The organism is Achromobacter sp. F4_2707, from assembly GCF_047501535.1.
Classification (GTDB): domain Bacteria; phylum Pseudomonadota; class Gammaproteobacteria; order Burkholderiales; family Burkholderiaceae_B; genus Yanghanlia.
In genome coordinates, this window is the sequence record NZ_JAZDRJ010000006.1 from 182,929 (window position 1) to 207,689 (window position 24,761).

The window sequence follows — 24,761 nt, forward strand, 5'->3', positions numbered from 1 at the left end:
CATTGAATGTGCGTGTAATTGTATGGAAATAAGTTTTTTACACAACTACACTCAAAGGGCAGCATAATAAATCCAAAACCGAACCGGGAGACAACCCATGAGACTCATACCTACTGTAGTCGCCGCAGCCTGCGGTTTGGCGGCAGCCGCCACTGTTCACGCTGCTCCTGTTGTCAAAATTGGTGTTCTTACAGACATGTCTGGCACGTATGCCTCGATGGGCGGGCCGGGCTCGGTGGTCGCCGCGCAATTAGCCATCGACGATTGTTTGGCAAACGAATGCAAGGGCATGGATATCTCTCTGGTATCTGCCGATAACCAGAATAAGGCGGATGTGGGCGCTGCGAGGGCGAGGGAATGGTTTGACCGAGACGGCGTCACAGCCATTACTGACCTGACTAATTCGGCGGTGGCTTTGGCTGTGCAGGATATCGCCCGCGAGAAAAACCGCGTTGCACTATTTTCCGGCCCAGCCACGAATGTGCTGACCAACGATAAGTGCTCGCCCGTCGGTTTTCACTGGATGTTCGACGTGTATTCCCAATCAGTGGGTGGGGTGAAAGCTTCTATCGATAAAGGCGGTAAATCGTGGTTTTTCATTACCGTCGATTATGCTTTCGGCCATTCGCTGGAGAAAGGGGCTTCTGAAATGGTGAAGGCCCAGGGCGGTACCGTGGTGGGGTCGGTACCTCATCCATTGAATGTGCCTGATTTCGCCTCCTACTTATTGCAAGCGCAAAGTTCCGGGGCACAGGTGGTCGCACTGGCCAATAGTGGCGCCGATGTGGTGAATGCCATCAAGCAGGCGCGTGAGTTCGGCATCGTGGCCGGTGGCCAGCGCCTGGCATCCCTTCTCATTTTCCTGTCTGACGTTAAAGCCCTGGGGCTGGAGAACGGGCAAGGCCTGACCTATGTCGACGGCTTCTATTGGGATTACGACGAAGGTACACGCCAATGGTCGGAACGCTTTTCCCAAGCTTTCCGTGGGGTGAAGCCCACCATGACGCATGCGGGCGTTTATTCCAGTGTGTTGCACTACCTGCGCGGGGTGGCCGCCGCTCAATCCATTGAAGGTGATGTCGTAGCTGAGAAAATGCGCGAGATCCCCATCCGGGATGACGTTATGCGTAATGCATCTATCCGTCCGGATGGCCGTGTGATCCACGATATGTACTTGTACGAAGTTAAAACCCCTGCTGAATCCGAGCATGAATGGGATCTCGCCAAATTGGTGGCCACCATTCCTGCCGACGAAGCCTTCGCTCCATTGGAGCAATCCACTTGCCCATTAGTAAAAAAAGGCTGATGAGAAACGCTTGACGCAAAGAATGACTTAAGGAGACCGTAATGAATGCAGTACCGCAGCAGAATGAAGTACCTCGCATCCCGCTTTTGATTGGCGGGAAGCTGATTCAGTCGAAGACGACCGAGTGGCGCGATGTCATCAACCCCGCCACGCAGGAAGTCGTCGCTCAGGTGCCGTTCTGCACTCGTGAGGAATTGGAACTTGCCATCAGTAACGCCAAGGAGGCTTACCAGAGCTGGCGCAATACCAGCCAGGGCGCTCGCATGCGCATTATGTTGAACCTGCAAAAGCTGGTACGCGACAACACCGAGGCGCTGGCGCAAGCCATTACCCGCGAGCACGGCAAGACCCTGCCCGACGCTGAAGGTGAAGTGGGGCGCGGCTTGGAAGTCATTGAGCATGCATGTTCCATCGCCAGCCTGCAACTGGGCGAATACGCGGAAAACGCCGCTTCGGGCATTGATGTCTATACCCTGATTCAGCCGCTGGGTGTCTGCGCAGGTATTACCGCGTTCAATTTCCCGGTCATGCTGCCTTCCTTCATGTTCCCGATTGCGGTCTCCACTGGCAACACCTTTGTGCTCAAGCCTTCGGAACAAGACCCCACCTCGTCATTGATGTTGGCTCAGCTTGCACTCGAAGCCGGCCTGCCGCCTGGCGTGCTGAATGTGGTGCACGGCGGGCCCGATATTGCCAACGGGCTGTGCGAGCACCCGGATATCAAGGCCGTTTCCTTCATTGGCTCTACCCACGTGGGTACGGAAATCTACCGTCGCTCGTCCGAGCATGGCAAGCGCTGCCAGGCCATGATGGGTGCCAAAAACCATTGTGTGATTCTTCCGGATGCGGACCGCGAAGTCGCCCTCAACCAGCTGGTGGGGGCGGCATTCGGTGCCGCAGGCCAACGTTGCATGGCGACATCGGTCGCGGTGTTCGTGGGCGAAAGCCGCGAATGGATTCCGGACTTCGTAGAGCGCTCGAAAAAACTCAAGGTCAATGTGGGCACCGATCGCGAAGCAGATCTTGGCCCACTGGTGTCACCCGGCGCTCGCAAACGGGTAGAAGGGCTGATTCAGAAAGGGGTGGACGAGGGCGCCGAACTGGTGCTGGACGGCCGTGGCATACAAGTACCGGGTTATGAGTCGGGCAACTTTGTGGGCCCAACGATTTTCACCGGTGTACAAGCCGAGATGGCGATTTACCAAGAAGAAATCTTCGGTCCTGTGCTGTGCATTGTCACCGCCGATACTCTGGATGACGCGATTGAACTCATCAACGCCAACCCGAACGGCAATGGTGTGGCGATTTTCACCCAGGATGGCGGCAACGCGCGTTATTTCCAGAACCGCATCGACGTTGGCCAGATCGGCGTGAACATTCCGATTCCGGTGCCGGTGGCATGGTTCAGCTTCACGGGCTCCCGTGGTTCCAAACTGGGCGACCTTGGCCCCAATGGCAAGCAGGCTGTGCAGTTCTGGACACAAACCAAAACAGTCACAGCACGCTGGTCTGCGCATGCCCAAGGGGTAAACACAACAATCACAATGAAGTAAGCTTATTTCTAATAGAAATAATAACTGCTGGCTATATTACATATAATTACCCCGTAGAAGGCCCGCCGCATGGCGGGCGCTTCAAGGATGGAAACGCTGAATGTGCTGCGCGTCTGTCAGACATGCCGCCCGTTCAGCGTTTCTTCTGACGCATATCGGGGTCTTATGAATCTTCAGCAATTTCGCTTTGTGCGCGAAACCATCCGCCGCAACTTCAATCTGACGGAAGCTGCGCGCAGTCTCCACACGTCGCAACCGGGTGTATCCAAAGCCATCATAGAGTTTGAGGATGAACTGGGCGTCAAGATTTTTGAGCGGCATGGCAAGCGCATTAAAGGGCTGACCAAGCCCGGCCAAGCGGTGGCGCAAGTCATCGAACGCATTATGCGCGAAGTCGATAACCTCAAGCGAGTGAGCGACGATTTTGCCCGCGAAGATGAAGGCAGCCTCATTATTGGCTGTACTCACACACAGGCGCGTTACCTTTTACCCCGGGTTATTCCCGCCTTCCGTAAGCGTTTTCCGAAAGTGCGCTTGCAACTGGCTGAAGGTGACCCCACCACGCTGGCGCGTATGGTGCTGCACGAACAAGCCGACGTCGCTATTGCGACGGAAACGCTCGCGCGTACGCCGGGTTTAGCGACCTTGCCGGTTTACGAATGGGAGCACACCATTGTGATCCGGCCTGATCATCCCTTGGCGGAGCTCCGGTCAAGCGCCGCCCGAGCGATTTCTCTTGAACAGGTGGCGGAATACCCCATCGTGACCTACGACCGTGCGTTTTCCGGCCGGGCCTCCATCGATGCTGTGTTTGCGGGGCAGGGAATACAACCGGACATCGTGCTGGAAGCCATTGACGCGGATGTCATCAAAACCTATGTGGATGTCGGCCTGGGCATTGGCATTATTGCAGGGATCGCCTTTGACCCCCGACGCGACAAAGGCCTGATTGGTTTGCCCGCAGGGCACCTCTTTGGCACCCATACGGCACGTGTTGCGGTGAAATCAGGCGTGTTCCTGCGCGATTATGTCTATGTGCTGATCGAGATGCTGGCACCTAGCCTGACACGCGACATCGTAATGGAAGCGGTGGAGGGCAGCTCGGCTGCTGAAGCGGAGTAACCCTGCTCTAAAGTGCAGTAGAGGCACCGCGGGTCTGGGCTTCCTGCCGCGACAGGTCGGGAGAATTCAACTCTAAGATGCTCACATATACGCCCGGAAGCATTTGAGCACTTTCTGTCATTGACAATCTAAACGCGAATTATTATCATTTAGATTCGGTTATTAATTAATGACAGGAGCTCTCATGTCCCAACTTGTCAGTGCAGTTGTCGTAGGTGCCGATCGTCTGGGGAATATTCCGGACGTACTCAAAGGCCACAACATCGCCATCATGCAGCATATCAGTGGCCGTGATCCTGCTCATCAGAAGAAGAAAAGCCTGCAATTACCGTCGGGCACCGAGCTGCTTATCTTGCTTACAGATTTTCTAGGCCACAATGTGATGAAGACCTTTCGCAGCGCGGCCCAACGCGCCGGCGTACGCGTGCTGATCTGTCGCAGGTCGGTGTGCAGCATGAAGCAGGCTTTAGAGCAATGCGGCTATTGCGAAGTGGCGTGCCCACGTGCGCGTGCGCAGGCCAACGGCCCTAACAGCCAGCGCTGTAAGCGAGCCGCTTGAGTTTTTTGGGAAGAGGGTAGGCAGGTTCGCCTGCCTTACTTGGAGGCGAGCTTCCTGATGGCGGTGCTGTTTGCAACGTTGCCGGTTTCAGCCGGCAGCCGGCGTGCACCGTTGTAACGCTTCTGCCAATACCCGACATTCATGTCTTCGACGCGCACTTTGCTGCCGGTACTGGGGGCATGCACGAACTTGCCATCACCCACATAAATACCTACATGAGAAAAGCGCTGGCCCCGGGTGTTGAAGAACACCAAGTCACCACTTTCAAGTTCGTTGCGTTTAATGGATTCGCCTAGCCGAGCCATTTCGGAAGACCGGCGAGGCAGTTTGAGACCCAGTGATTTTTCCGCCGCATAGCGCACCAGACCGCTACAGTCGAAGCCCTGAGCAGGTGAGTTACCGCCAAAGCGGTAATTAATGCCCAGGTAGTTAAGCGCTGTGGAAGCCAGGTTGCGCTCTTGGGTGTCTTGTTCGTCGGCGCGGAGATAAGCGCCAAGAGGGTCGGCGCTTACACTTGCCAGATACTGGCTGCGAACGCTGCGTTTGCCAACTAAAAATGAGCCTTCGCCTTCGTATTCATTAAGCGCCTGCTGTGAAACGCCTTGTGTGGCACAACCCGCTAGCACCAGACATGCAGTGGCAGCTAGGAGGCGAAAAGGTTTGAATGAGGCGGATGGAAGGCTGGCTTTCCGGTGATGTGGCGGTTGAGCGGACATTGGATACCAAAGAAAAAGCCCGTAACGGGTCGTGGGTAAGCCCGTTACGGGCAGAATCTGTTGGAAAATCTTCAGCGAGTTTACCCCAGCGCCATATCTGGCGTAAAGTCTGCTAGGGGAAAACGAGATCCCGTCTTTTCAGGAAAATATAATGAATACCAAGCCTGTACTTTCTGTGGACGATGTCCAGACCATACTTGATGCCGCACGCCGCCATGCAGAACAAAATAAATGGGCGGTGACCATTGCCGTTGCCGATGACGGTGGCCATTTGCTGGGGTTGGTGCGTCTGGACGGCGCCGCGCCTCTTTCCTCGCACATCGCTCCGGCCAAGGCCCACGCAGCCGCTTTGGGGCGCCGCGAATCCAAGGGTTTTGAAGACACCATTAATCAAGGTCGTTACGCGTTCTTGTCGGTACCTCTGGAAGGCATGCTCGAAGGCGGTGTACCCATTGTTCACGACGGTCATGTGGTGGGGGCAGTGGGGGTTTCGGGCGTGAAGTCCGATGAAGATGCGCAGATTGCGCGTGCGGGAATTGCTGCATTGAACGCATGAATGCACCAAGGCCGCAGGTCGCGCCACGACTCGGCGATGCGCTGAACCCAGGGGTTGGGAAGCGCGAGCTCTGGGCCTGGGCGATGTACGACTTCGCCAATTCCGGTTACACCACCGTGGTTCTCACCACGGTGTTCAGCGCCTATTTCGTGGGCGTTGTAGCAGCGGGGCGCGACTGGGGCACATTAGCCTTTACCAGCGCGCTGTCGTTTTCTTATCTGCTCGTCATGCTGACCATGCCGACGCTGGGCGCACGAGCCGACGCTCATGCGCGCCGGCGCCGTTTTCTTTTTATGAGCACAACAGGCTGCGTTGCGGGCACCGCCATGCTGGCGGTGGTCGGCCCCAATGACATCGCCATCGGCCTGCTTGCCCTAGCTATTTCCAATTACTGCTACTGCGTGGGCGAATCCCTCATCGCTGCTTTTCTGCCCGAAATTGCCCGGCCCGAAGCGCTCGGTCGTGTATCCGGCTGGGGTTGGAGCTTGGGCTACTTCGGCGGCATGCTGGCGCTTGGGCTTTCGTTAGTCATTGCCGGGCGCGCGGAAGCAGAAGGTTTGCCGGCCGAAAGCTATGTGCCGTGGGTCATGCTGCTCACGGCGTTGATATTTGCTGTTGCGGCGCTGCCCGCATTTCTGTTTTTGCGCGAACGCTCCGAAGCCAGCCAGCGTGCTCAGGAAGGGCTGTTGCGGCGCCTAGCCAATGCCTGGCGCGATACGCAAGCGCATTTCCCCGATTTTCGCCGCTTGCTAATTTGCGGGGCGTTTTATCAAGCGGGAATTGCCGTCGTGGTGACCTTGGCAGCGGTCTATGCGTCAGAAGCCATGGGTTTCACCATGGCGCAAACCATGATGCTGGTGTTTACGGTGAATATTGCAGCGGCGGTCGGGGCGTTTTCCTTCGGGCATTTTCAAGATCGTATCGGCCATAAACCGGCGCTGGCCATTACATTGGTGGGTTGGATACTCATGGTGCTGGTTGCTTACGTCGCCGTGGAGGCTTGGGTATTCTGGCTGGCGGCCACGCTGGCGGGCTTATGCATGGGCACCAGCCAAAGCGCCGGGCGAGCCATGGTGGGGGCGCTTGCTCCCCCACGTCGTCTGGCTGAATTCTTTTCTCTTTGGACATTCGCCATCCAGTTGGCCGCCGTCGTTGGGCCGTTGTTCTACGGTGTGATCACATGGGTAAGCGGCGGTAATCACCGTCTGGCACTGCTGCTGACGGGCAGCTTTTTTGTGCTGGGTTTAATGGTTTTGACACGTGTTGATTTCGCTCGCGGCATGCGGGCGCGTCAGGTAGCAATAGGAGCACCCACTTGAATACGCATCGTAGCGATCCCGCCGCCTTGGTTCTCATGGCCTTTGCCGTCGTCGTCTGGGGCTTCAGCTGGGTTGTTATGAAGTACATGATGGACTGGATCGGGCCATTCAATCTGGTGTTCTGGCGTAGTCTGGTCGCATTTTGTGTGTTGCTCGTATTGCAATTGTCGGTGGGGCAGCGTTTCGAGGTACCGCCCCTTGGCCCGTCGCTGCTGGTGGCGCTGCTGCAAACCACGTTGTTTCAATGTTTAGGGCAATTGGCGCTTACCATGGGCGGCGCTGGGCAGGTCGTTCTGCTGGCTTACACCATGCCATTCTGGGCGGCAGCCATTGCGTGGCCGGTGCTGGGTGAACGGTTATCTAGGCTGCATCTGGCTTCATTCATATTGGCGGCGGTGGGTTTGGTGCTGGTGATTGCTCCTTGGAAGGGCATGGGTAATGTACTGGCACTGATTCCCGGCCTCGCGGCAGGGCTGTGTTGGGGCGGCGGGGTGGTTGCCAGTAAAAAGCTTTTCCAGGAGCGGCCTCCCGCTATGCTGAATTTCATTACTTGGCAAATGCTGTTGGGCTCGCTGTTCTGCCTGCCATTGCTGCTATTTGTGCCGCAACGTCCCACCGTGTGGTCGGTGGAATCCATCATGGGCATGGCATATATGGCGGTGCTGGCGTCGGCTTTGGGCTGGTGGCTGTGGCTTTCAGTGGTGCGGCGTGTCAGCGTCGCCGTGGTGGGGATGTCCAGTCTGGGCGTGCCGGTGCTGGCGGTGATTCTGGCCTGGCTGTTGCTGGACGAACAGCCTGATGCCGCCACGCTGGTTGGTGTCGCCGCCATTATCAGCGGCCTGGTGGTGGTGAACCTGGCGGCCTTGCGGTCTGTAAAACATTAAGGCCTGTAAAACATTAAGTTTAAGCAGCCAAAAAAAAGGGCCAGTGATAAACACCGGCCCTTTTTGCTACACCCGCACCTAATGCGTACGGGCTGAATTGCGCAGCACGAAGAAGACTACATCCCGTTATAGACAGGCCCTTCGCCACCTTGCGGCGCTACCCACACGATGTTCTGGGTGGGGTCCTTGATGTCACAGGTCTTGCAGTGCACACAGTTCTGCGCGTTGATCTGCAATTTGTCGTTGCCGTCGTCGTCCTTGATGAACTCGTAGACGCCTGCGGGGCAGTAACGTGCTTCTGGGCCGCCGTACTTCGCCAGATTGACTTCCACGGGAACGGAAGGGTCTTTCAAGGTCAGGTGAACCGGCTGCTCTTCCTCGTGGTTGGTGTTCGAGATAAAGACGGAGCTGAGGCGGTCAAACGTTAGCTTGCCATCCGGCTTGGGGTACTCGATTCGCTCGCACTCGGAAGCCGGTTGCAAGCAGGCGTGATCAGGCTTGGTGCGGTGGATGGTCCAGGGCATTTTGCCTTTCAGCAGCCATTGCTCGATACCCGTCATGATGGTGGCAACGGTGCGGCCCTTCTTGAACCACTGCTTGAAGTTACGCGCTTTGTTCAGTTCGGCATGCAGCCAAGACGCTTCAAATGCATGGGGGTAGGCCACCAGTTCATCGTGACTGCGCCCTGCCTTCAAGGCCTCAAACGCGGCTTCAGCAGCCAGTGAGCCGGTTTTAATTGCAGCATGGCTGCCCTTAATGCGGGAAGCGTTCAGCATGCCGGCCTCGCAACCCACCAGAACGCCGCCGGGGAAGCAGAGCTTCGGGATCGACAGCAGGCCGCCTGCAGTCAGCGAACGGGCGCCATAGGCGATGCGCTTGCCGCCTTCAAATGTCGGGCGGATAGCCGGGTGGGTTTTATAGCGCTGAAATTCTTCGAAAGGCGACAGCCAGGGGTTGGCGTAATCCAGGCCGACGACGAGGCCCACCACCACGATGTTGTTGTCCATGTGGTAGAGGAAGGAGCCGCCGTAAGTATCGGAGTCGAGCGGCCAGCCGGCGGTGTGCACCACCAAGCCCGGCTTGGACTGTGCGGGGTCGACTTCCCACATTTCCTTGATGCCGATGCCGTAGCTTTGCGGGTCGCGCCCTTCGTCGAGCTTGTAGCGCTCGATCAGTTGGCGGCCCAACTGGCCGCGTGAACCTTCGGCAAAAATGGTGTAGCGTGCGTGCAACTCCATGCCCGGCTGGTAGGCGTCGGTGGGCTGGCCATCGCGGCCTACGCCCATGTCGCCAGTGGCCACGCCTTTAACCGCGCCGTTTTCGTCGTACAGAATTTCGCCAGCGGCAAAGCCCGGGAAGATATCTACGCCGAGGGCCTCGGCCTGTTCGCCCAGCCAGCGTGTGACATAGCCCAAGCGCACAATGTAGTTGCCTTTGTTGTGGAAACACTCTGGCAGCAACCAGTTTGGCGTAGCGCGGGCCCCTTTCTCGGAAAGGAAGAGGAATTTGTCTTCGGTGACGGCGGTTTCCAGCGGCGCACCTTTTTCCTTCCAGTCGGGAATGAGTTCGCTGAGCGCTTGTGGGTCAATGACGGCGCCCGACAGCGTGTGAGCACCGATTTCTGAGCCTTTTTCCAGCACACAGACACTGATGTCGTGATCTTGCTCGGCAGCAAGTTGCTTCAGACGAATGGCAGCCGACAGCCCGCCGGGGCCGCCGCCAACTACCACTACGTCATATTCCATTGATTCGCGTTCAGCCATGGTTCCGAGTATCTCCTTGTCGTGAACAGTTCCGGCTGCGGGACTTCAAGCCGAAATTCCGGAACACTCTCTAATTGATTGATAAGTCCATTGTATTGCAGGCTGGCAGAGTTTTGTTGCACTGCCACGAAAAGAAACTTCACCGGTATACTTTGACGACCATGAATAGGGAGGGACAAAGTGGAGTTGCAATCCAGGCTTAATGAGCAAGTGCAGGCCGGTACAGGCGAATGCTTTCGGTTGGAAATACCCGTACGGTGGGGAGATCACGATTCACACGACCACGTGAATAACACGGTGTATTTCCGGTTTATGGAAGAAACGCGCGTGCATTGCGCGCGTGCTTGTGGCATAGGCGGGCGTGCCACAAACCGCGATATCGTTGTGGCAAACGTATCGTGTACGTTTCTGCGCCCCATTCATTGGCCTGCCATCGTGGTGGTTGAAAAGCGGCTCAAAAAAGTTGGGCGCTCCAGCGTCGAGTTTGAAGACGAGATCAGCGTCAAGGGCGAAGAAGGTCTCTGCGCTCGCGGGCAGACCGTCGTAGTCGGACTCGATCGTGAGACAGGGCGCCCGGCGCCGTGGTCTCAGGCAGAACTCGAAGGTATGGCAAAGGTTTTTGCCATACCTGTAGCGTGATTCAAAACACGATTTCGATTCTCTTTTTTCACAAGGAAGGGTGTGATGGACAAAGTATATGCAAATGCCGAAGAAGCATTGAAAGGCGTCGTGGCCGATGGCCAGACGATCGCTGTAGGGGGCTTTGGCCTGTGCGGCATCCCCGAAGCGCTCATAGCGGCGCTAAGAGATTCCGGGGTCAAGGGCCTGACCTGCATTAGCAATAATGCGGGTGTAGACGGCTTTGGTCTGGGCCAACTGCTGGAAACCCGCCAAGTCAGCAAGATGATTGCGTCTTATGTGGGTGAAAACAAAGAGTTTGAGCGCCAGTATCTGGCTGGTGAACTCGAACTGGAGTTCACGCCGCAAGGCACGCTGGCTGAAAAGCTGCGCGCAGGCGGTGCGGGCATTCCTGCTTTTTTCACCAAAACCGGGGTAGGCACTTTGGTGGCCGAAGGCAAGGAAACCCGCGAGTTTGACGGTGAAGCCTATATCATGGAGCGCTCACTGGTGCCCGACGTTTCGTTGGTGAAAGCCTGGAAAGCCGACCGCTCCGGTAATTTGATGTTCCGCCGCACGGCGCGCAACTTCAACCCGAATGTGGCCATGGCAGGAAAAATCACCATTGTTGAAGTCGAAGAAGTCGTCGAGACTGGCAGCTTTGACCCCGACAGCGTCCACTTGCCCGGCATCTACGTGCATCGCATCGTAGTGAACGCCAACCCCGAAAAGCGCATTGAACAGCGCACCACCCGTAACGTATAAGGAGCTTGAACATGGCTTGGACACGCGATCAAATGGCCGCACGCGCCGCTCGTGAACTGCAGGACGGCTTCTATGTGAATCTGGGCATTGGCATGCCTACATTGGTGGCGAACTATGTGCCGGAAGGGATGGAGGTCTGGCTGCAGTCTGAAAACGGCTTGCTGGGCATCGGGCCGTTCCCCACAGAAGATGAAGTCGATGCCGACCTCATCAATGCGGGTAAACAGACTGTCACCACATTGCCTGGCTCGTCTATTTTTTCGTCAGCTGATTCTTTTGCCATGATTCGTGGCGGCAAGATCAACCTGGCAATCCTGGGCGCCATGCAGGTCTCCGAGAAGGGCGACCTGGCCAACTGGATGATCCCCGGGAAAATGGTTAAAGGCATGGGCGGCGCGATGGACCTCGTGGCGGGCGTCGGCCGTGTCGTGGTGCTGATGGAGCACGTGGCACGCAAGAAGGATGGCACGGAAGACCTTAAGCTCCTGCCCGAATGCACACTGCCGCTGACTGGCGTGGGGGTGGTAAACCGCATCATTACCGACCTATGCGTTCTGGATGTTACCGACGACGGCCTTAAGCTGGTAGAACTGGCCGATGGCGTTACCGTCGACGAGGTGGTAGCCAAGACAGCCGCCAAGTTAGACGTTTCTGCGGTGGCTGCCTGAACCATGAGTATGTTCCCGAGCGTGAACCAGCGGTTGGAAGCCCTGCGTCAAATTATGCGCGAGCAAAAAGTGGGCGCTTGTGTGGTGCCCACTTCCGACCCGCATCTTTCTGAGTATCTTCCAGATCGCTGGCAAGCGCGCGAGTGGTTGTCCGGCTTTACCGGCTCCGCCGGCACGCTGGTGGTGTGTGGCGATGTCGCTGCTCTCTGGACGGACAGCCGCTATTGGGAACAGGCAGAAGTCGAGCTGCGCGACACGGGCATCGACCTCATGAGGGCCGGGCAGGGCGATGTCCCTGCCCCCTACGATTGGGTGGCAGAACGTTTGCCCAAAGGGGCTGCCGTGGCGGTCGATGGCCAAGTGCTTTCGGTGCAGGCTTGGCGACAGTGGCAGAAAGCCTGTGCCGGTGCAGAGCGGCGATTAGTGATCGAGGCCGACCTGCCCGGCATGGTGTGGGAGGGCCGCCCGCCGGCGCCCGCAGGAAAGGTCACTGAACATACGGCTCCGTGGGCGTGTCGCAGCCGCCGGCAAAACTTGCAGGCATTACGCGCCGACATGCAGCGCCAGCACGCGCAATGGCATTTGATCTCAGCGCTCGACGACCTCGCCTGGTTATTTAACCTGCGGGGCAACGATATTCCTTACAACCCGGTGTTTCTGGCTCATGCTTTAGTCGGCCAGGATTCCGCCCGGTTATTTGTTGACGCCACCAAACTCGAAGCGGGGCTGCGCGATACGCTGTTGGCCGAAGGCATCACACTCGAACCGTATGAAAACATCACGGCGGCGCTGGCCGCGCTGCCTGCCGGGGAAACCTTGCTTTTCGACCCGGCGCGAGTCACCGTAGGCCTGCTGAATGCCGCAGTGCAGGTTGGCAAGGCGGAAAGCATTAACCCGGCTCATTTATTGAAGTCGCGCAAAAACCCCGAGGAAATCGCTAATGTGCGCCGCACCATGGAAGAGGACGGCGCTGCCTTGTGCGAATTCTTCGCCTGGTTTGAAGCCGCACAGGGCAAGGAACGTATTACCGAACTCACCATCGACGAACGATTGACCGCCGCACGGGCCAGGCGCCCCGGTTTCGTCTCGCCGAGTTTTGGCACCATTGCGGCTTGGCAGGCCAATGGCGCCATGCCGCATTACCATGCCACGGAAGCGGCGCATGCCGTCATTGAAGGCGATGGGCTGCTGCTGATCGATTCCGGCGGCCAGTACCTGGGCGGCACCACCGATATCACGCGAGTCGTGCCGGTAGGGCAGGTCACTGCAGAACAAAAACGCGATTACACCGCGGTGCTCAAAGGCATGATTGCCTTGTCGCAAGCCGTGTTCCCCGCAGGTTTGCCTGCTTATGCCCTAGACGCCCTGGCACGCGGGCCCATCTGGCAGTTGGGAGCGGATTACGGCCACGGAACCGGCCATGGGGTGGGTTACTTCATGAATGTGCACGAAGGCCCCCAATCGATTTCCTGGCGCAACACGGCTAACCCGCATGCACTCATGCAGGAGGGCATGATTACCTCGAATGAGCCGGGCCTGTACCGGCCGGGCCGTTGGGGGATTCGTATCGAAAACCTGGTTTTGGCCACAGCATTCGAAAGTACGGAATTTGGCGATTTTCTGTGTTTCGAAACACTGACTCTGTGCCCAATAGATATACGTTGTATAGACGTTGCTATGCTCTCGCACGAAGATATCACCTGGTTGGATGGTTATCACAAGCAGGTTCGCGAGCGGCTATCGCCTCTGGTCCAGGGCGCGGCACGAGCATGGCTTGAACGTCACACCCAGCCCATTATCGTTTCGTGAGTCGGGCCGGTATCGGCTACAATCTCAATTTCCCGCTGCAGCCCGATCACCCCGGGCACCCACCGACAATGACCAAGTACGTATTCGTCACAGGAGGCGTCGTATCCTCCTTGGGTAAAGGCATTGCTGCCGCTTCGTTAGCGGCCATCCTTGAATCCCGTGGCTTGCGCGTTACCATGCTCAAGCTTGATCCCTATATCAACGTCGACCCCGGCACCATGAGCCCCTTCCAGCATGGCGAAGTTTTCGTCACGGAAGACGGTGCTGAGACCGACCTCGACCTCGGCCACTACGAGCGCTTTATCTCCGCTCGCATGCGCAAGGTCAACAACTTCACCACCGGCCAGATTTACGAGTCCGTGTTGCGCAAAGAGCGCCGCGGTGATTATCTCGGCAAGACTGTGCAAGTGATCCCGCACATCACCAATGAAATCCAGGATTTCATCGTGCGCGGTGCCAAGGCTGCCTGGGATGGCGCAGCCGATGTCGCCATCGTTGAAATCGGCGGCACGGTGGGCGATATTGAATCGCTGCCTTTCCTCGAAGCCGTGCGCCAGATGAGCTTGCGCCTGGGGCGCAATAACGCGGCTTTTGTACACCTGACACTGGTGCCGTATATCGGTTCCGCGGGCGAACTCAAGACCAAGCCCACCCAGCATTCGGTGCAAAAACTGCGCGAAATCGGCATTTATCCCAATGCTTTGCTGTGCCGCGCCGATCGTCGCATTCCCGACGATGAACGCGCCAAAATTTCTTTGTTCTCCAATGTGCCCCTGGACGCCGTGATTTCGGTCTGGGATGCGGAAACCTCTATTTATGAGATTCCCGGCATGTTGCACGAACAGGGCTTGGATTCCATTATTTGCGATGCGCTGTCGTTGGCGCCGCCTCCCGCCGATCTCACCATGTGGGAACGCCTGATTGACGCGATTCGCAACCCCCAGCACAAGGTGCGTGTGGGCATGGTTGGCAAATACGTCGACCTCACCGAATCCTACAAGTCGCTTTCCGAGGCGCTGAGCCATGCAGGCATTCACACGCGTTCGCATGTGGAAATCGAATATCTGGACTCCGAGCTGATTGAAACCGAAGGCACGGCCTGCCTGGAAGGGCTGGACGCCATTCTGGTGCCTGGCGGCTTTGGCAAGCGCGGCACGGAAGGGAAAATTCGCGCCATCCGTTATGCGCGTGAAACCGGCACGCCCTATCTGGGAATCTGCCTGGGCATGCAATTGGCTGTCGTCGAGTTTGCGCGTAATGTTGCAGGCCTTGGGGGCGCTAACAGTACGGAATTTGATCCTGCGGCTGCGCACCCAGTGGTGGCACTGATTTCCGAATGGCAAGACCGTGAAGGCAAGGTCGAGAAACGCGACGACAACTCCGAGTTGGGCGGCACCATGCGTAAGGGCGCTCAGCGTTGCCCTGTACAGCCGGGCACCCTGGCCGCAAACATCTATGGTGAAGAAGTCAACGAGCGCCATCGCCACCGTTACGAAGTCAACAATGTGTACGTAACCCGGCTTGAAGAAGCGGGCATGGTGATCAGCGCACGCACACCGACGGAAGACTTGCCGGAAATCATGGAGCTGCCTGAGCACCCCTGGTTTATGGGCGTGCAGTTCCACCCGGAATTCACGTCAACGCCGCGCGATGGCCATCCTCTGTTCATCAGCTATATCAAGGCCGCCCTGGAACACCAAAAGCAGCGTAAGGCTGAGTAAGGAATAAAAGATGAAACTCTGTGGCGTAGAAGTTGGGCTGGAGCATCCGTTCTTTCTGATTGCCGGGCCTTGCGTGATCGAATCACGGCAAATGGCTTTCGATACCGCCGGCGCGCTGAAGGAATTGACTGCCGAACTCGGCATCCATTTCATCTACAAGAGTTCCTTCGACAAGGCCAACCGCAGTTCGGGGAAGTCGTATCGCGGCCCGGGGCAGGATGAAGGGCTGCAGATTCTGGCGGATGTACGGGCTGAGTTGGGCGTGCCGGTGCTGACCGACGTGCATACCACCGAACAGGTTGCCGATGTGGCGGCTGTGGTCGATGTTCTGCAAACGCCCGCTTTCCTTTGCAGGCAAACGGATTTCATCCATGCGTGTGCGGCCACGCTGAAACCTGTCAATATCAAGAAAGGGCAGTTTTTGGCGCCTCACGATATGGCGCAGGTGGTGGCTAAGGCCCGGCAAGCAGCGCTGGACGCAGGGGGCGATGGCAATAACATCATGGTGTGTGAGCGCGGCGCTTCGTTCGGCTACAACAACCTGGTGTCTGACATGCGCTCTCTGGCCATCATGCGTGAAACCCAGTGCCCGGTGGTTTTCGATGCCACGCATTCCGTTCAGTTGCCTGGCGGGCAGGGGACTTCGTCGGGGGGGCAACGCGAATTCGTGCCCGTGCTGGCGCGAGCTGCTGTGGCGGTGGGGGTTGCCGGCTTGTTCATGGAAACCCACCCCAACCCGGATCAAGCCTTGTCTGATGGCCCTAACGCTGTACCGCTGGCGCAGATGCGCGGCCTGCTCGAATCTTTGCAGGCCATTGATCGTGTTGTGAAGGCGGGCGGTGTGCTGGCGACAGAACTGCAAGGCTGAGTTCACTCTTATTCTTGCCACGTTTGTGGCGGGAAAGCTCCGGTTGATGATGCCGGGGCTCCTACGGGCTCCTTAGCGAGCCCGTTTTTGCGGTAAAATGTTTGATAAGTCAAATGTTTTCCTAAAGAATGAAATCCCCATCTTCACGCGCCGCTGGAGCAGGCATGCTCCTTTCTGTCAGAGAATCGCTTTTGGCAATGGCGGGGCTGGGCTTTGTCACCATGATGGTGGCAATCGACCAGACAGTGGTCAGTACGGCGCTACCTACGGTGGTCGCCGAATTGCGGGGCTTCAAGCTGTACGCGTGGGTCACCACTGCGTATTTGCTCACCAGCATCATCACCATTCCCATATTCGGGCGACTGGGCGACTACTACGGGCGTAAACCCTTCGTCGTGATGTCCATTCTGTTGTTTTTGGTGGCTTCCGTACTATGCGGCGTGTCGCAGTCCATGGTGCATCTGGTGCTGGGGAGGGCCTTGCAGGGCGTGGCAGGAGGCATGATGTTGGGTACGGCCTTCGCTACAGTGCCCGATCTTTTCCCCGACCCGCGCGTACGCCTGCGCTGGCAGGTGATTCTCAGCAGCTGTTTTGGTATTGCCAACGCCGTGGGGCCATCCCTTGGGGGCTTCCTGACCTACTACATGGGCTGGCGCACGGTGTTTTTCATGAATGTGCCGCTTGGGCTGGCCGGCCTGTATTTCGTCTTGCGCTATCTGCCTCATGTTCGGCAGATGCAGCAGGCTAACATTCGGCTCGACTGGCAGGGGGCCGTGCTCATTGCTCTATCGCTCACAGGCTTGCAGTTTCTGGTGCAGTGGTTGCCTATATATGGAGCCAGCCTGTCCATGGTGGGGTTGGGGTTATTTACCATCGGTTGCGGAACGGCTTTCGTCTGGTGGGAAAAGCGCTGTACCGCCGCACTCATACCTCTGGATATATTCCGCGACCGCAGCATCGCCATCATGAGTCTGCTGTCTGTGCTTCTGGGCTTTGTTATGTTCGGCCTGCTGATTTACGTGCCGTTGTTATTACAAGGCGGCTTCGGGCTGACTGCGCGGGAAGTAGGGGTGTTGATCACACCGTTGGTCGTGTCTATTACGGTGGGCAGTATTCTGAGTTCCCGCATTGTGCCCCGTATTCGTCGTCCGGCAATCATCCTGCACATGGGGTTTGGCCTGTTGGTGGCGGGCGGCGCGGCTTTGCTTTTCATTGGGGCCGATACGTCGCGCCAATGGCTGGTTGTATCGTTAATCGGCTGCGGGGTGGGGCTGGGTTTTGTGATGCCCAACCTGACAATCTTCACGCAAGAACTGGTCAGCCGTTCGATGCTGGGCATTTCCACTGCTGTGCTGCAATCCACCCGCATGATAGGCGGCATGCTGGGCACGGCGGTGCTGGGGTCGGTGGTGACGCACTACTACGTGGAACGCGTACGTATGCTTGATGTCTCTGTATTCGGCAAAGGCGATTGGCTGGTGCGCCTGGAAGACCCGCAAGTGCTGGTAAATACTCAGGTGCAAAGCGATTTCGTCGCCCTGCTGCAACGGCAAGGGCTGCATGGCGAGACGTTTATTTTGCATGCCCGCGAAGCGCTCGTGTGGGGCGTTCATGCGGGGCTGGCGCTGTCGGTGGTGATGGCGGTGCTAGGGCTGGTCTGGCTGCTTCGCATGCCGGCCTTTCAGTTTCGGCACAATCGGCAGACTGCACCTGTCGCCAATGGGCAGTCGGCGGCAGATAACGACACAACAAATTCAGAGAAGCAGGCATGATCGATTCTCATCATCTTCAATTCATCCAGCTGCTGGGCCGCAGCTACCGGACTTTTGTAGCGGGTTTTGAGGCCCACACAGGGCAGTCCATGGCGCGTTGGCGAATTCTTGTTTTACTGGATCGCCAGGGAGAAATGTCGCAAAAGCAGTTGGTGCAAGAATTGGGAATTGATCCGGCCGCACTGACCCGTCAGTTGAAGGCGTTGGAACAAGCCGACATGGTCAGGCGTCATAGCGATGCTCAAGACGCCCGGCTGACCAATGTCACACTGACCAAGGCAGGGCGGAAGGTTGTGGCCTCCACCATGGCGCAACGAAATGAATACCTAGAATGGGCGCTGGCCGATTTATCAGTAGAGGATATGAATACGCTGTCCAAGACACTGGTAAAGCTGGAGCAGCATCTGGCGCAGCGCCCAAACACCTTGAAAAAAACCTGAAAAAGGCCGGGGAAACCGGCTTTTTTCAATTCTCAACCTTTGTTGATACTTCTGGATGCGGAAAATGTCTGCTTGGGGCGACGGCCGGCGCCCGGACTATGGCTGTGGGCGGCTACAATCAAGCTTTTCACCCTGCAGCCCCATGTCGGCCTCTGCAGGACTTTCATCCCATTCAGGCAGGACACATAAAGACCATGAGTGCAATCGTAGATATCATTGGGCGCGAAATTCTTGACTCGCGCGGCAACCCCACAGTGGAATGCGACGTATTGCTAGAATCCGGCGCTATGGGCCGTGCAGCAGTGCCTTCGGGCGCGTCAACAGGTTCGCGCGAAGCGATTGAGTTGCGCGATGGTGATGCAGAGCGCTATCTGGGCAAAGGCGTGTTGCGTGCGGTTGAAAACGTCAACACCGAGATCTCCGAAGCCCTGATGGGTCTGGATGCCCAGGAGCAGACTTTTATCGATCACACCCTGATCGACCTTGACGGTACTGAAAACAAGGGTCGCTTGGGGGCTAACGCCATGCTGGCGGCTAGTATGGCAGTTGCACGCGCTGCGGCTGATGAATCCGGCTTGTCGTTGTACCGTTATTTTGGCGGCAGCGGCCCCATGCAAATGCCTGTGCCCATGATGAACGTCATCAACGGGGGAGCGCATGCCAACAATACGCTGGATATGCAGGAATTCATGATTGTGCCCATGGGCGCTAGCAGCTTTCGTGAAGCCCTGCGTATGGGAGCGGAAGTCTTTCACGCATTGAGCAAGTTGATCGACAAGCAGGGCATGTCCACCGCAGTAGGCGACGAAGGGGGCTTTGCACCCAACGTGGCCAACCACGAAGCCGCTATTCAGTTAATTCTGAACGCGATTGAAGAAGCCGGTTACGAGGCGGGTTCGCAGATCGCACTGGCTCTGGATTGCGCCAGCACCGAGTTCTACCGCGACGGCATGTATCACTTGGCCGGCGAAGGCGGTATTGCACTGCCGGCGGCCGACTTCGCCAATTTGCTGGCAGGCTGGTGCGACAAATACCCGATTATCTCCATTGAAGACGGGATGGCCGAAAACGACTGGGAAGGCTGGAAGACGCTGACTCAACAATTGGGCCGCCAGGTTCAATTGGTGGGCGACGACCTTTTCGTGACCAACACCAAGATTCTCAAGCAGGGCATTGAGCAAGGTGTTGCGAACTCCATTCTTATTAAGATCAACCAGATTGGCACCCTGACCGAAACCTTTGCCGCCATTGAAATGGCCAAGCGCGCAGGTTATACGGCAGTCATCTCCCACCGTTCCGGTGAAACAGAAGATTCCACGATCGCGGATATCGCCGTGGCGACCAACGCCATGCAAATCAAAACCGGCTCACTGTCGCGTTCCGACCGCATGGCCAAATACAACCAGCTGCTTCGCATCGAAGAAGAGCTGGCTGAAGTCGCTGCCTATCCGGGCCGCGAGGCGTTCTATAACCTGCGTTGAGATTGCGCCCGGCTTGCTGAAGGCCGGGCTTTCTCTTGCTCATGCGCCTGCTCTTTATCGTTCTGGTCGTGCTGACCATCCTCACCCAATACCCCTTATGGTGGGGCAAGGGCGGGTGGATGCGCGTGCGTGAACTTCAGGTCAAGTTGCAGGCGCAGGAAGAAGTGAACGAGGCTTTAGCCGCCCGAAACAACGCGTTGGCAGCGGAAGTTCAGGATCTCACAGTCGGCACCGATGCCATCGAAGAGCGGGCGCGCACGGAAATGGGTTTAGTGCAGGAAGACGAGCTGTTTGTGCACTTGCCGCGTAGGGGTCAGTCACAGCAGCCAGGGCAGTCATCTAGCAGCTCGTCGGTTGCTTCGCCCGGCGTATCCCCGTAAGGCTCATCGTCAGCTAGCGTTGGGCCGGAGCCCGGTTCTGTGCCGGGTGGGGTGTCTGGCTGAGGTGTGATTTGATCAGGGGGCTCTGGGAGCAGGTTGTTTTCAGTGCTGTTCGACCCAGTGCTGTGGTGCGCAGAAGCACCAGCTTTGAAATCTTCCAGACACCACAAGCCGTTGCAAGACGCGGCTGGCTCATTGGCTATGCCTGAAGAGACGGTGTTGTTTTCTAACGCGGTCGGATGTGCCATGCGCGTAATACGGCCATGGTCGGGCATATCCCACGCTATGGCGTGCGACTGCATCACCAATGCGACCGGGCGCTGTATCGGCAGATACCCCGCTCGTGCCATGGCCTGGGAGCCGTAACGGGAGTCGAGCGGAGCGACTTGCCTGAGCAATTGCTTCATCCCGGGCAAGAGTGGTTCGTGCAGCCATGTCAGGTGCAAAATAAGTGTATTCGCTTCTAGCGTGGTCTGGCCGGAAAGCGGCCCCCGGCCTTCTGGCCAACCTTGGGCTAGCCGGGCCTGATGTTGTTCGTCAAGATAATCGTTGTCGATCACAGCCCGCCCATGGGTGGGGAGATCAGGGCTGGACGAGGAAAAATCATTAAAAGACGCCTGAGCGGGCGAGACGATGCGGATACGCCAAGCCGGTAAAGCGGTAGCCTGCTCGCGCCGCCGCATGGCCCTTTCTAGGCGCGCCTGGCTAATGGCTGGGCTGGGGGCCGCGTATAAGGGCAGTAGGGCCTGAGCGAAGGCCTGATCAAGGGAGGCTGGGTCGGCATGTTGAGTGATGGCGACCCGGCCTGCTTGCATAAGCGCCAGGCTGACTGCTTGCCGCGTAAAGTACCAGTGAGCCGCTTCGATACAGGCCAAGCCGAGCAGTAGCACAGGCACGGCAGCCAGCAGGAACTCCACCGCACCCTGACCGCGCTGGCGGGCAGAGCGCGGGGCGGCAGTACGCAAAAAGGGAAGCGGCGCAGTGTGGGGGGTGTTCATGCCCGGCAGTGTGCTGCTTAGCCGCCGCTCTGTCGATTGTGGAGAATGCGTAAGCGGCGGGGCGGTAATGGGCGCGATGAAAAAAGCGGCTTGAACCCAGCTTTTTAGTGCAGGGTGCGTGAATTGCTGTCGTCGAGGTTTTCCACGAATAACCCGGCGCAATCGACGGCGTCAAATTCGTAGGGTTTGCCACAGAAATTGCAGGAAACCGCAACCTTTTCGCGCTCTTCCAGCAGAGATTCGATTTCTTCACGGCCTAGCATGCGCAGCATATTAGCCACCCGGGTGCGTGAGCATGGGCAATACCAACACAGGCTGCGTGATTCAAGTTCCGCCAGGGTTTCTTGCCAGAACAGGCGGCGGATCAGCGTGTCGATGTCGGTTTCAAGCAGCTCCGTTACGGCAAGCGTGGAGGCCAACTGAGTGATGCGGTTCCAGGATTCGGCCCTACTGGCTGCGTCAGCACCCTGGACGGAGCCAGCGCGGCCATGCCCGTCGTCCGTCATGATGCCGCCGATGTCGGGCAAGCGTTGCAGCAACAGCCCGCAAGCCCGCTGCCCATCGGCTGCCAGCCACAAGCGGGTATCCAGCTGTTCGGAATTGCGCATATAGGCTTCCAGCACCTGAGCGACGGTGTCACCTTCCATGGGCACAATTCCCTGGTAGGGCGCCATGTCCGACCCTGGGCCTGGGTCGAGCAAAACCATGAAGCGGCCGCTGCCATTCGCATTCAGCAGCGACTGCAATGAGCCATCGGCGGGTACGAGATCGGGGTCACGCAAATTGACTGTGGCACGGAAGGTGAGTTCGGACGTGCATTCAACCACGATCAGGGAAACCGGGCCGTCACCTTGCAGTTGCAGTACGACTGAGCCGTGGAACTTGATATTGGTAGCCAGCAAAACCGCTGCCGCAGCGAGCTCGCCGAGCAGGCTGCGTATACATTCGGGGTAGGGCTGGTGAGCCAGGCCGGTTTGCCAGGATGATTCAAGGCGCACCGCTTGGATGCGGGCGCTGTTGTCGGCCATGAGGTATTTCTTGAAGGTATCCGTCATTACGGTATTTTAGCAGTGCTTAAGCTCGCCGATGTGTATGCTGAGGCGAGGCCTTTCACTTGGCAATGCATGGGGTTAAAGCTTGCCCTTGGGGGCATTGCGAGCGCCAGCCAGCATGCTGCGCTGCTGCTCCCGCGCCCGCAGTACGTGGCGCCTGATCTGGCCATCAGCCGTTGTGGGTAGGCGGTCTACGATTTCGATATGCTGCGGCATCTGCCAGGCCGCTAAGCGGTCACAAACGTGGTTCTGCAAGGCTTGTTCGAGTTCAGCCTGAGTTGTGGGGGGGGCATCTGCCGGTACAACAAAGGCCTTGATGCTGTTGCCGCGTGCGCCTTCCGGCTTGGGAACGACGGCCACATTGGCCACGCCAGGGTGTTGTTTGAGGCAGTCTTCGATTTCCAAGGGGCTGACGCGATGGTCGCCTACGCGGAAAACGTCGTCGACCCGCCCCAAAAACCAGCAATAGCCGTCTTCATCGAAAGAGGCCATGTCGCCGGTAAGAAACCAGCCTTCGTGATAGCGGGCCTGGGTGAGCGCTTCGTTGCCCCAATAAGAAAGAAACAGGCAAGGGTCCGGGTGGCCGTGGATATCGTGTGTGTTCAAGGCCAGTTGGCCTGCCGAGCCGCTGCTGCAAGGTTGGCCGCGACTGTCGAGCAGGGCCAACTGATGACCGGGGATGGGGCGCCCGGCGCTGCCTGGCCGCGTCGGCCATTTTTCCTGGCTGTGCCCAAGTATGCCTGGCGCTTCGGTGAGGCCGTAGATTTCGTTGGGTTCTGTGCCCAGGGTGGCGGCTGCCCAGTCTCGCATGGCCGGGTTGAGGACGTCGCCTGTCACGCATAAGGCGCGCAGCCGGATGTTTTCAATGGCGGCGCCTGCCTGCTCAGCTTCGTGCATGAGGGCGAGGTCGCCGGGCAGCAACAGAGCATTGGTAATGGGGTGGCGGCCAAGCAACCCCAGCGCATCGGCACCCCGTGCGGGCCGTTCGGTGGTGACAAGCGAGCGCCCAAAGTACAACACAGGCAACAAACCATGCAGAAAGCCCGACGCGGTTGTCCAATCGACGGGGCTCCAGAAGAGATCGCCGGTTTTGGGGTACCAGTTTTGTGCCGCGACAAAGGCAGGCAGTACGCCGACGAGTACGCGATGCGCGTGCAACACGCCTTTGGGGGCGCCTGTCGTACCGGCGGTGTACAGCAGAATGGCTGGGTCTTGCGCCAGGGTGGCGGTAGGCTGGAAATCGACAGGTTCGCGCGCTTGCAGCGTGCGCCAGGAAAGCGTGTGGTCGTTTTGAAACTCCAGCCCGATCAGTTGCTGAACGGAGGGGCACTGTTCCATGATGGTGGCTAACTCGGGGGCTGCCGTACCGTCTGCGATGATGCTACGGGCTTCTGCGTCGCGCAGCCTGAGCGCTAAGCCATCGGTGCCCAGTTGTGTGGATAGCGGCACCAATACCCCGCCTACTCCCAATACGGCCAGACAGGCGGCGACGGTTTCGGGGCGCTGCGACATGATGACGGCGATGCGGTCGCCTTTCTGAGTGCCCATCTTGCGCAAGCCATTGGCCAGACGGTTGGACACATCAGCCAACTGCCGATAAGACCATTCAGAGCGTATGCCTTGTTGGTCTTCGTGATAAATGGCGGTCCGGCGGCCTTCTGCCGCGTTGGTGGCCCAGCGTTGCAGACAGACCTGTGCGATATTGAAATGCTCAGGTACCAACCACTGATACGTTGAATACAAAACCGGATGCTGGTCGCTCATCGGGGCACTTTATTTGAATAACGGGACGGAAAAAAAGAACAGTGAATCATTGAGAGCATGGCTGACTTCGCTGTTCTGTGCAATCCCCAGGCTTTCTTAAGCCTGCAAATGCAAGGGTATACCCCGACTTTGACCACGCGCTTATGCGCTTGTATCGCTGGTTCAGCGCCGGGTTTCAGCATTAACCAGTCGTGTGCCGGCCAGGCGATCGTGCAGAAACTGGCCGTCGCGGTCAAACCAGCTCCATACGAAGATACTGAAAGGGGCAAAAACAATGAGCAGGTCGGTTGAGGTATAGCCTGTGAGCAGGGAAGCGCCTTTGATCAGCAGAGTCGCCAGCAGGGGCAGAGGCCACAACAGCAGATAGCGCAACACCATTTTTCCAGTAGTCGGACGCCCGCCATGGCGATCTACCAGCCGGATATTCCAAGTCTTCATGGGCAGAGTCTGGCCGCCACGCCAGCACAGCAGGAAATACAGGCCAATCGCCAGAAACAGGATGAATTGGCGCAGGTTGCGATACATCAGGGCGTTGCGGCTTTCGGTCAGCACATCAAACAAGTAGCCGACGGCAAAGACAATGCCGAACAGTAAAACGCCTTCGTACATCATGGCGGCAAACCGGCGCAGGCGGGTGGGGGTGGTGG

Annotated in this window: 23 protein-coding genes; 17 read left to right on the plus strand and 6 right to left on the minus strand. The window is 57.8% G+C overall.

The window, feature by feature from the left end:
- The first annotated feature begins 97 nt into the window (after positions 1 to 97).
- The 4 genes from VRY85_RS08010 (at position 98) to VRY85_RS08025 (ending at position 4,540) form a co-directional block, all read left to right on the plus strand.
- A complete protein-coding gene (locus VRY85_RS08010) occupies positions 98 to 1,306 on the plus strand; it encodes an ABC transporter substrate-binding protein (RefSeq protein WP_414598057.1) in 1,209 nt (402 codons plus the stop codon).
- Between the two features lie 41 nt (positions 1,307 to 1,347).
- Positions 1,348 to 2,859, plus strand: a complete 1,512-nt coding sequence (locus VRY85_RS08015) for a CoA-acylating methylmalonate-semialdehyde dehydrogenase (protein WP_414598058.1) — start codon at positions 1,348 to 1,350, stop codon at positions 2,857 to 2,859.
- A 165-nt stretch (positions 2,860 to 3,024) separates the two neighbouring features.
- Positions 3,025 to 3,981 carry a CysB family HTH-type transcriptional regulator gene (locus VRY85_RS08020; protein ID WP_414598059.1) on the plus strand — a complete coding sequence of 319 codons (957 nt, stop codon included), beginning with the start codon at positions 3,025 to 3,027 and terminating at the stop codon, positions 3,979 to 3,981.
- Between the two features lie 184 nt (positions 3,982 to 4,165).
- The gene (locus VRY85_RS08025; protein ID WP_414598060.1) at positions 4,166 to 4,540 is read left to right on the plus strand and encodes a DUF2325 domain-containing protein; all 375 of its coding nucleotides are present in this window, start codon (positions 4,166 to 4,168) and stop codon (positions 4,538 to 4,540) included.
- A gap of 35 nt (positions 4,541 to 4,575) precedes the next feature.
- Here the strand turns inward: VRY85_RS08025 and VRY85_RS08030 are convergent, their stop codons facing one another.
- Positions 4,576 to 5,256: a C40 family peptidase gene (locus VRY85_RS08030; protein WP_414598061.1), complete on the minus strand. Its 681-nt coding sequence runs from the start codon at positions 5,254 to 5,256 to the stop codon at positions 4,576 to 4,578.
- A gap of 151 nt (positions 5,257 to 5,407) precedes the next feature.
- On the opposite strand from VRY85_RS08030, the gene VRY85_RS08035 reads away from it, so the two are divergent.
- The 3 genes from VRY85_RS08035 to VRY85_RS08045 are packed head-to-tail and all read left to right on the plus strand — an operon-like array spanning position 5,408 to position 8,015.
- Positions 5,408 to 5,812 carry a heme-binding protein gene (locus VRY85_RS08035; protein ID WP_414598062.1) on the plus strand — a complete coding sequence of 135 codons (405 nt, stop codon included), beginning with the start codon at positions 5,408 to 5,410 and terminating at the stop codon, positions 5,810 to 5,812.
- On the plus strand, positions 5,809 to 7,131 hold the full coding sequence (locus tag VRY85_RS08040) for an MFS transporter (RefSeq protein WP_414598063.1): 1,323 nt from the start codon (positions 5,809 to 5,811) through the stop codon (positions 7,129 to 7,131). The genes VRY85_RS08035 and VRY85_RS08040 overlap by 4 nt, the downstream gene beginning before the upstream one ends.
- Positions 7,128 to 8,015, plus strand: coding sequence for a DMT family transporter (locus tag VRY85_RS08045; protein WP_414598064.1), 888 nt, complete (start codon positions 7,128 to 7,130; stop codon positions 8,013 to 8,015). Before VRY85_RS08040 ends, VRY85_RS08045 begins: the two co-directional genes overlap by 4 nt.
- A gap of 116 nt (positions 8,016 to 8,131) precedes the next feature.
- Here VRY85_RS08045 and VRY85_RS08050 read toward each other — a convergent pair whose 3' ends face one another.
- Positions 8,132 to 9,778 carry an electron transfer flavoprotein-ubiquinone oxidoreductase gene (locus VRY85_RS08050; RefSeq protein ID WP_414598065.1) on the minus strand — a complete coding sequence of 549 codons (1,647 nt, stop codon included), beginning with the start codon at positions 9,776 to 9,778 and terminating at the stop codon, positions 8,132 to 8,134.
- Between the two features lie 180 nt (positions 9,779 to 9,958).
- Here VRY85_RS08050 and VRY85_RS08055 point away from each other — a divergent pair, with 180 nt between their 5' ends.
- The 10 genes from VRY85_RS08055 (at position 9,959) to ftsB (ending at position 20,300) form a co-directional block, all read left to right on the plus strand.
- The gene (locus tag VRY85_RS08055) at positions 9,959 to 10,417 is read left to right on the plus strand and encodes an acyl-CoA thioesterase (RefSeq protein ID WP_414598066.1); all 459 of its coding nucleotides are present in this window, start codon (positions 9,959 to 9,961) and stop codon (positions 10,415 to 10,417) included.
- 45 nt (positions 10,418 to 10,462) lie between these two features.
- A complete protein-coding gene (locus VRY85_RS08060) occupies positions 10,463 to 11,161 on the plus strand; it encodes a CoA transferase subunit A (RefSeq protein ID WP_414598067.1) in 699 nt (232 codons plus the stop codon).
- 11 nt (positions 11,162 to 11,172) lie between these two features.
- Positions 11,173 to 11,829 carry a CoA transferase subunit B gene (locus tag VRY85_RS08065; RefSeq protein WP_414598068.1) on the plus strand — a complete coding sequence of 219 codons (657 nt, stop codon included), beginning with the start codon at positions 11,173 to 11,175 and terminating at the stop codon, positions 11,827 to 11,829.
- 3 nt (positions 11,830 to 11,832) lie between these two features.
- Positions 11,833 to 13,638, plus strand: coding sequence for an aminopeptidase P family protein (locus VRY85_RS08070; protein ID WP_414598069.1), 1,806 nt, complete (start codon positions 11,833 to 11,835; stop codon positions 13,636 to 13,638).
- 68 nt (positions 13,639 to 13,706) lie between these two features.
- On the plus strand, positions 13,707 to 15,359 hold the full coding sequence (locus VRY85_RS08075) for a CTP synthase (RefSeq protein WP_414598070.1): 1,653 nt from the start codon (positions 13,707 to 13,709) through the stop codon (positions 15,357 to 15,359).
- 10 nt (positions 15,360 to 15,369) lie between these two features.
- Positions 15,370 to 16,227, plus strand: coding sequence for a 3-deoxy-8-phosphooctulonate synthase (kdsA, locus tag VRY85_RS08080; protein WP_414598071.1), 858 nt, complete (start codon positions 15,370 to 15,372; stop codon positions 16,225 to 16,227).
- Positions 16,228 to 16,355: 128 nt separating this feature from the next.
- Positions 16,356 to 17,999, plus strand: a complete 1,644-nt coding sequence (locus VRY85_RS08085) for an MFS transporter (protein WP_414598072.1) — start codon at positions 16,356 to 16,358, stop codon at positions 17,997 to 17,999.
- Positions 17,996 to 18,439 (plus strand): MarR family winged helix-turn-helix transcriptional regulator, encoded by a 444-nt coding sequence (locus VRY85_RS08090; RefSeq protein WP_414598073.1) that lies wholly within the window; start codon positions 17,996 to 17,998, stop codon positions 18,437 to 18,439. Before VRY85_RS08085 ends, VRY85_RS08090 begins: the two co-directional genes overlap by 4 nt.
- Positions 18,440 to 18,633: 194 nt before the next feature.
- Positions 18,634 to 19,920, plus strand: a complete 1,287-nt coding sequence (gene eno / locus VRY85_RS08095; protein ID WP_414598074.1) for a phosphopyruvate hydratase — start codon at positions 18,634 to 18,636, stop codon at positions 19,918 to 19,920.
- Positions 19,921 to 19,961: 41 nt separating this feature from the next.
- Complete coding sequence (gene ftsB, locus VRY85_RS08100) at positions 19,962 to 20,300, plus strand: cell division protein FtsB (RefSeq protein WP_414598075.1); 339 nt, start codon at positions 19,962 to 19,964, stop codon at positions 20,298 to 20,300.
- Here ftsB and VRY85_RS08105 read toward each other — a convergent pair.
- The 4 genes from VRY85_RS08105 to VRY85_RS08120 form a co-directional block, all read right to left on the minus strand.
- Positions 20,234 to 21,298: a TadE/TadG family type IV pilus assembly protein gene (locus VRY85_RS08105; RefSeq protein ID WP_414598076.1), complete on the minus strand. Its 1,065-nt coding sequence runs from the start codon at positions 21,296 to 21,298 to the stop codon at positions 20,234 to 20,236. The two genes, ftsB and VRY85_RS08105, sit on opposite strands and share 67 nt — an antisense overlap.
- A gap of 104 nt (positions 21,299 to 21,402) precedes the next feature.
- Positions 21,403 to 22,353, minus strand: a complete 951-nt coding sequence (locus VRY85_RS08110; protein WP_414598077.1) for an Hsp33 family molecular chaperone HslO — start codon at positions 22,351 to 22,353, stop codon at positions 21,403 to 21,405.
- 75 nt (positions 22,354 to 22,428) lie between these two features.
- A complete protein-coding gene (locus VRY85_RS08115) occupies positions 22,429 to 24,114 on the minus strand; it encodes an acyl-CoA synthetase (RefSeq protein ID WP_414598078.1) in 1,686 nt (561 codons plus the stop codon).
- A gap of 162 nt (positions 24,115 to 24,276) precedes the next feature.
- A partial coding sequence (locus VRY85_RS08120) for an RDD family protein (RefSeq protein WP_414598079.1) occupies positions 24,277 to 24,761 on the minus strand: 485 nt, incomplete at its 5' end.

Coding starts and splice junctions, on each gene's coding strand:
- VRY85_RS08010 (WP_414598057.1), top strand. CDS start 98: ATGAGACTCATACCTACTGTAGTCGCCGCAGCCTGCGGTTTGGCGGCA.
- VRY85_RS08015 (WP_414598058.1), top strand. CDS start 1,348: ATGAATGCAGTACCGCAGCAGAATGAAGTACCTCGCATCCCGCTTTTG.
- VRY85_RS08020 (WP_414598059.1), top strand. CDS start 3,025: ATGAATCTTCAGCAATTTCGCTTTGTGCGCGAAACCATCCGCCGCAAC.
- VRY85_RS08025 (WP_414598060.1), top strand. CDS start 4,166: ATGTCCCAACTTGTCAGTGCAGTTGTCGTAGGTGCCGATCGTCTGGGG.
- VRY85_RS08030 (WP_414598061.1), bottom strand. CDS start 5,256: ATGTCCGCTCAACCGCCACATCACCGGAAAGCCAGCCTTCCATCCGCC.
- VRY85_RS08035 (WP_414598062.1), top strand. CDS start 5,408: ATGAATACCAAGCCTGTACTTTCTGTGGACGATGTCCAGACCATACTT.
- VRY85_RS08040 (WP_414598063.1), top strand. CDS start 5,809: ATGAATGCACCAAGGCCGCAGGTCGCGCCACGACTCGGCGATGCGCTG.
- VRY85_RS08050 (WP_414598065.1), bottom strand. CDS start 9,778: ATGGCTGAACGCGAATCAATGGAATATGACGTAGTGGTAGTTGGCGGC.
- VRY85_RS08060 (WP_414598067.1), top strand. CDS start 10,463: ATGGACAAAGTATATGCAAATGCCGAAGAAGCATTGAAAGGCGTCGTG.
- VRY85_RS08065 (WP_414598068.1), top strand. CDS start 11,173: ATGGCTTGGACACGCGATCAAATGGCCGCACGCGCCGCTCGTGAACTG.
- VRY85_RS08070 (WP_414598069.1), top strand. CDS start 11,833: ATGAGTATGTTCCCGAGCGTGAACCAGCGGTTGGAAGCCCTGCGTCAA.
- VRY85_RS08075 (WP_414598070.1), top strand. CDS start 13,707: ATGACCAAGTACGTATTCGTCACAGGAGGCGTCGTATCCTCCTTGGGT.
- kdsA (WP_414598071.1), top strand. CDS start 15,370: ATGAAACTCTGTGGCGTAGAAGTTGGGCTGGAGCATCCGTTCTTTCTG.
- VRY85_RS08085 (WP_414598072.1), top strand. CDS start 16,356: ATGAAATCCCCATCTTCACGCGCCGCTGGAGCAGGCATGCTCCTTTCT.
- VRY85_RS08090 (WP_414598073.1), top strand. CDS start 17,996: ATGATCGATTCTCATCATCTTCAATTCATCCAGCTGCTGGGCCGCAGC.
- eno (WP_414598074.1), top strand. CDS start 18,634: ATGAGTGCAATCGTAGATATCATTGGGCGCGAAATTCTTGACTCGCGC.
- ftsB (WP_414598075.1), top strand. CDS start 19,962: ATGCGCCTGCTCTTTATCGTTCTGGTCGTGCTGACCATCCTCACCCAA.
- VRY85_RS08105 (WP_414598076.1), bottom strand. CDS start 21,298: ATGAACACCCCCCACACTGCGCCGCTTCCCTTTTTGCGTACTGCCGCC.
- VRY85_RS08110 (WP_414598077.1), bottom strand. CDS start 22,353: ATGACGGATACCTTCAAGAAATACCTCATGGCCGACAACAGCGCCCGC.
- VRY85_RS08115 (WP_414598078.1), bottom strand. CDS start 24,114: ATGAGCGACCAGCATCCGGTTTTGTATTCAACGTATCAGTGGTTGGTA.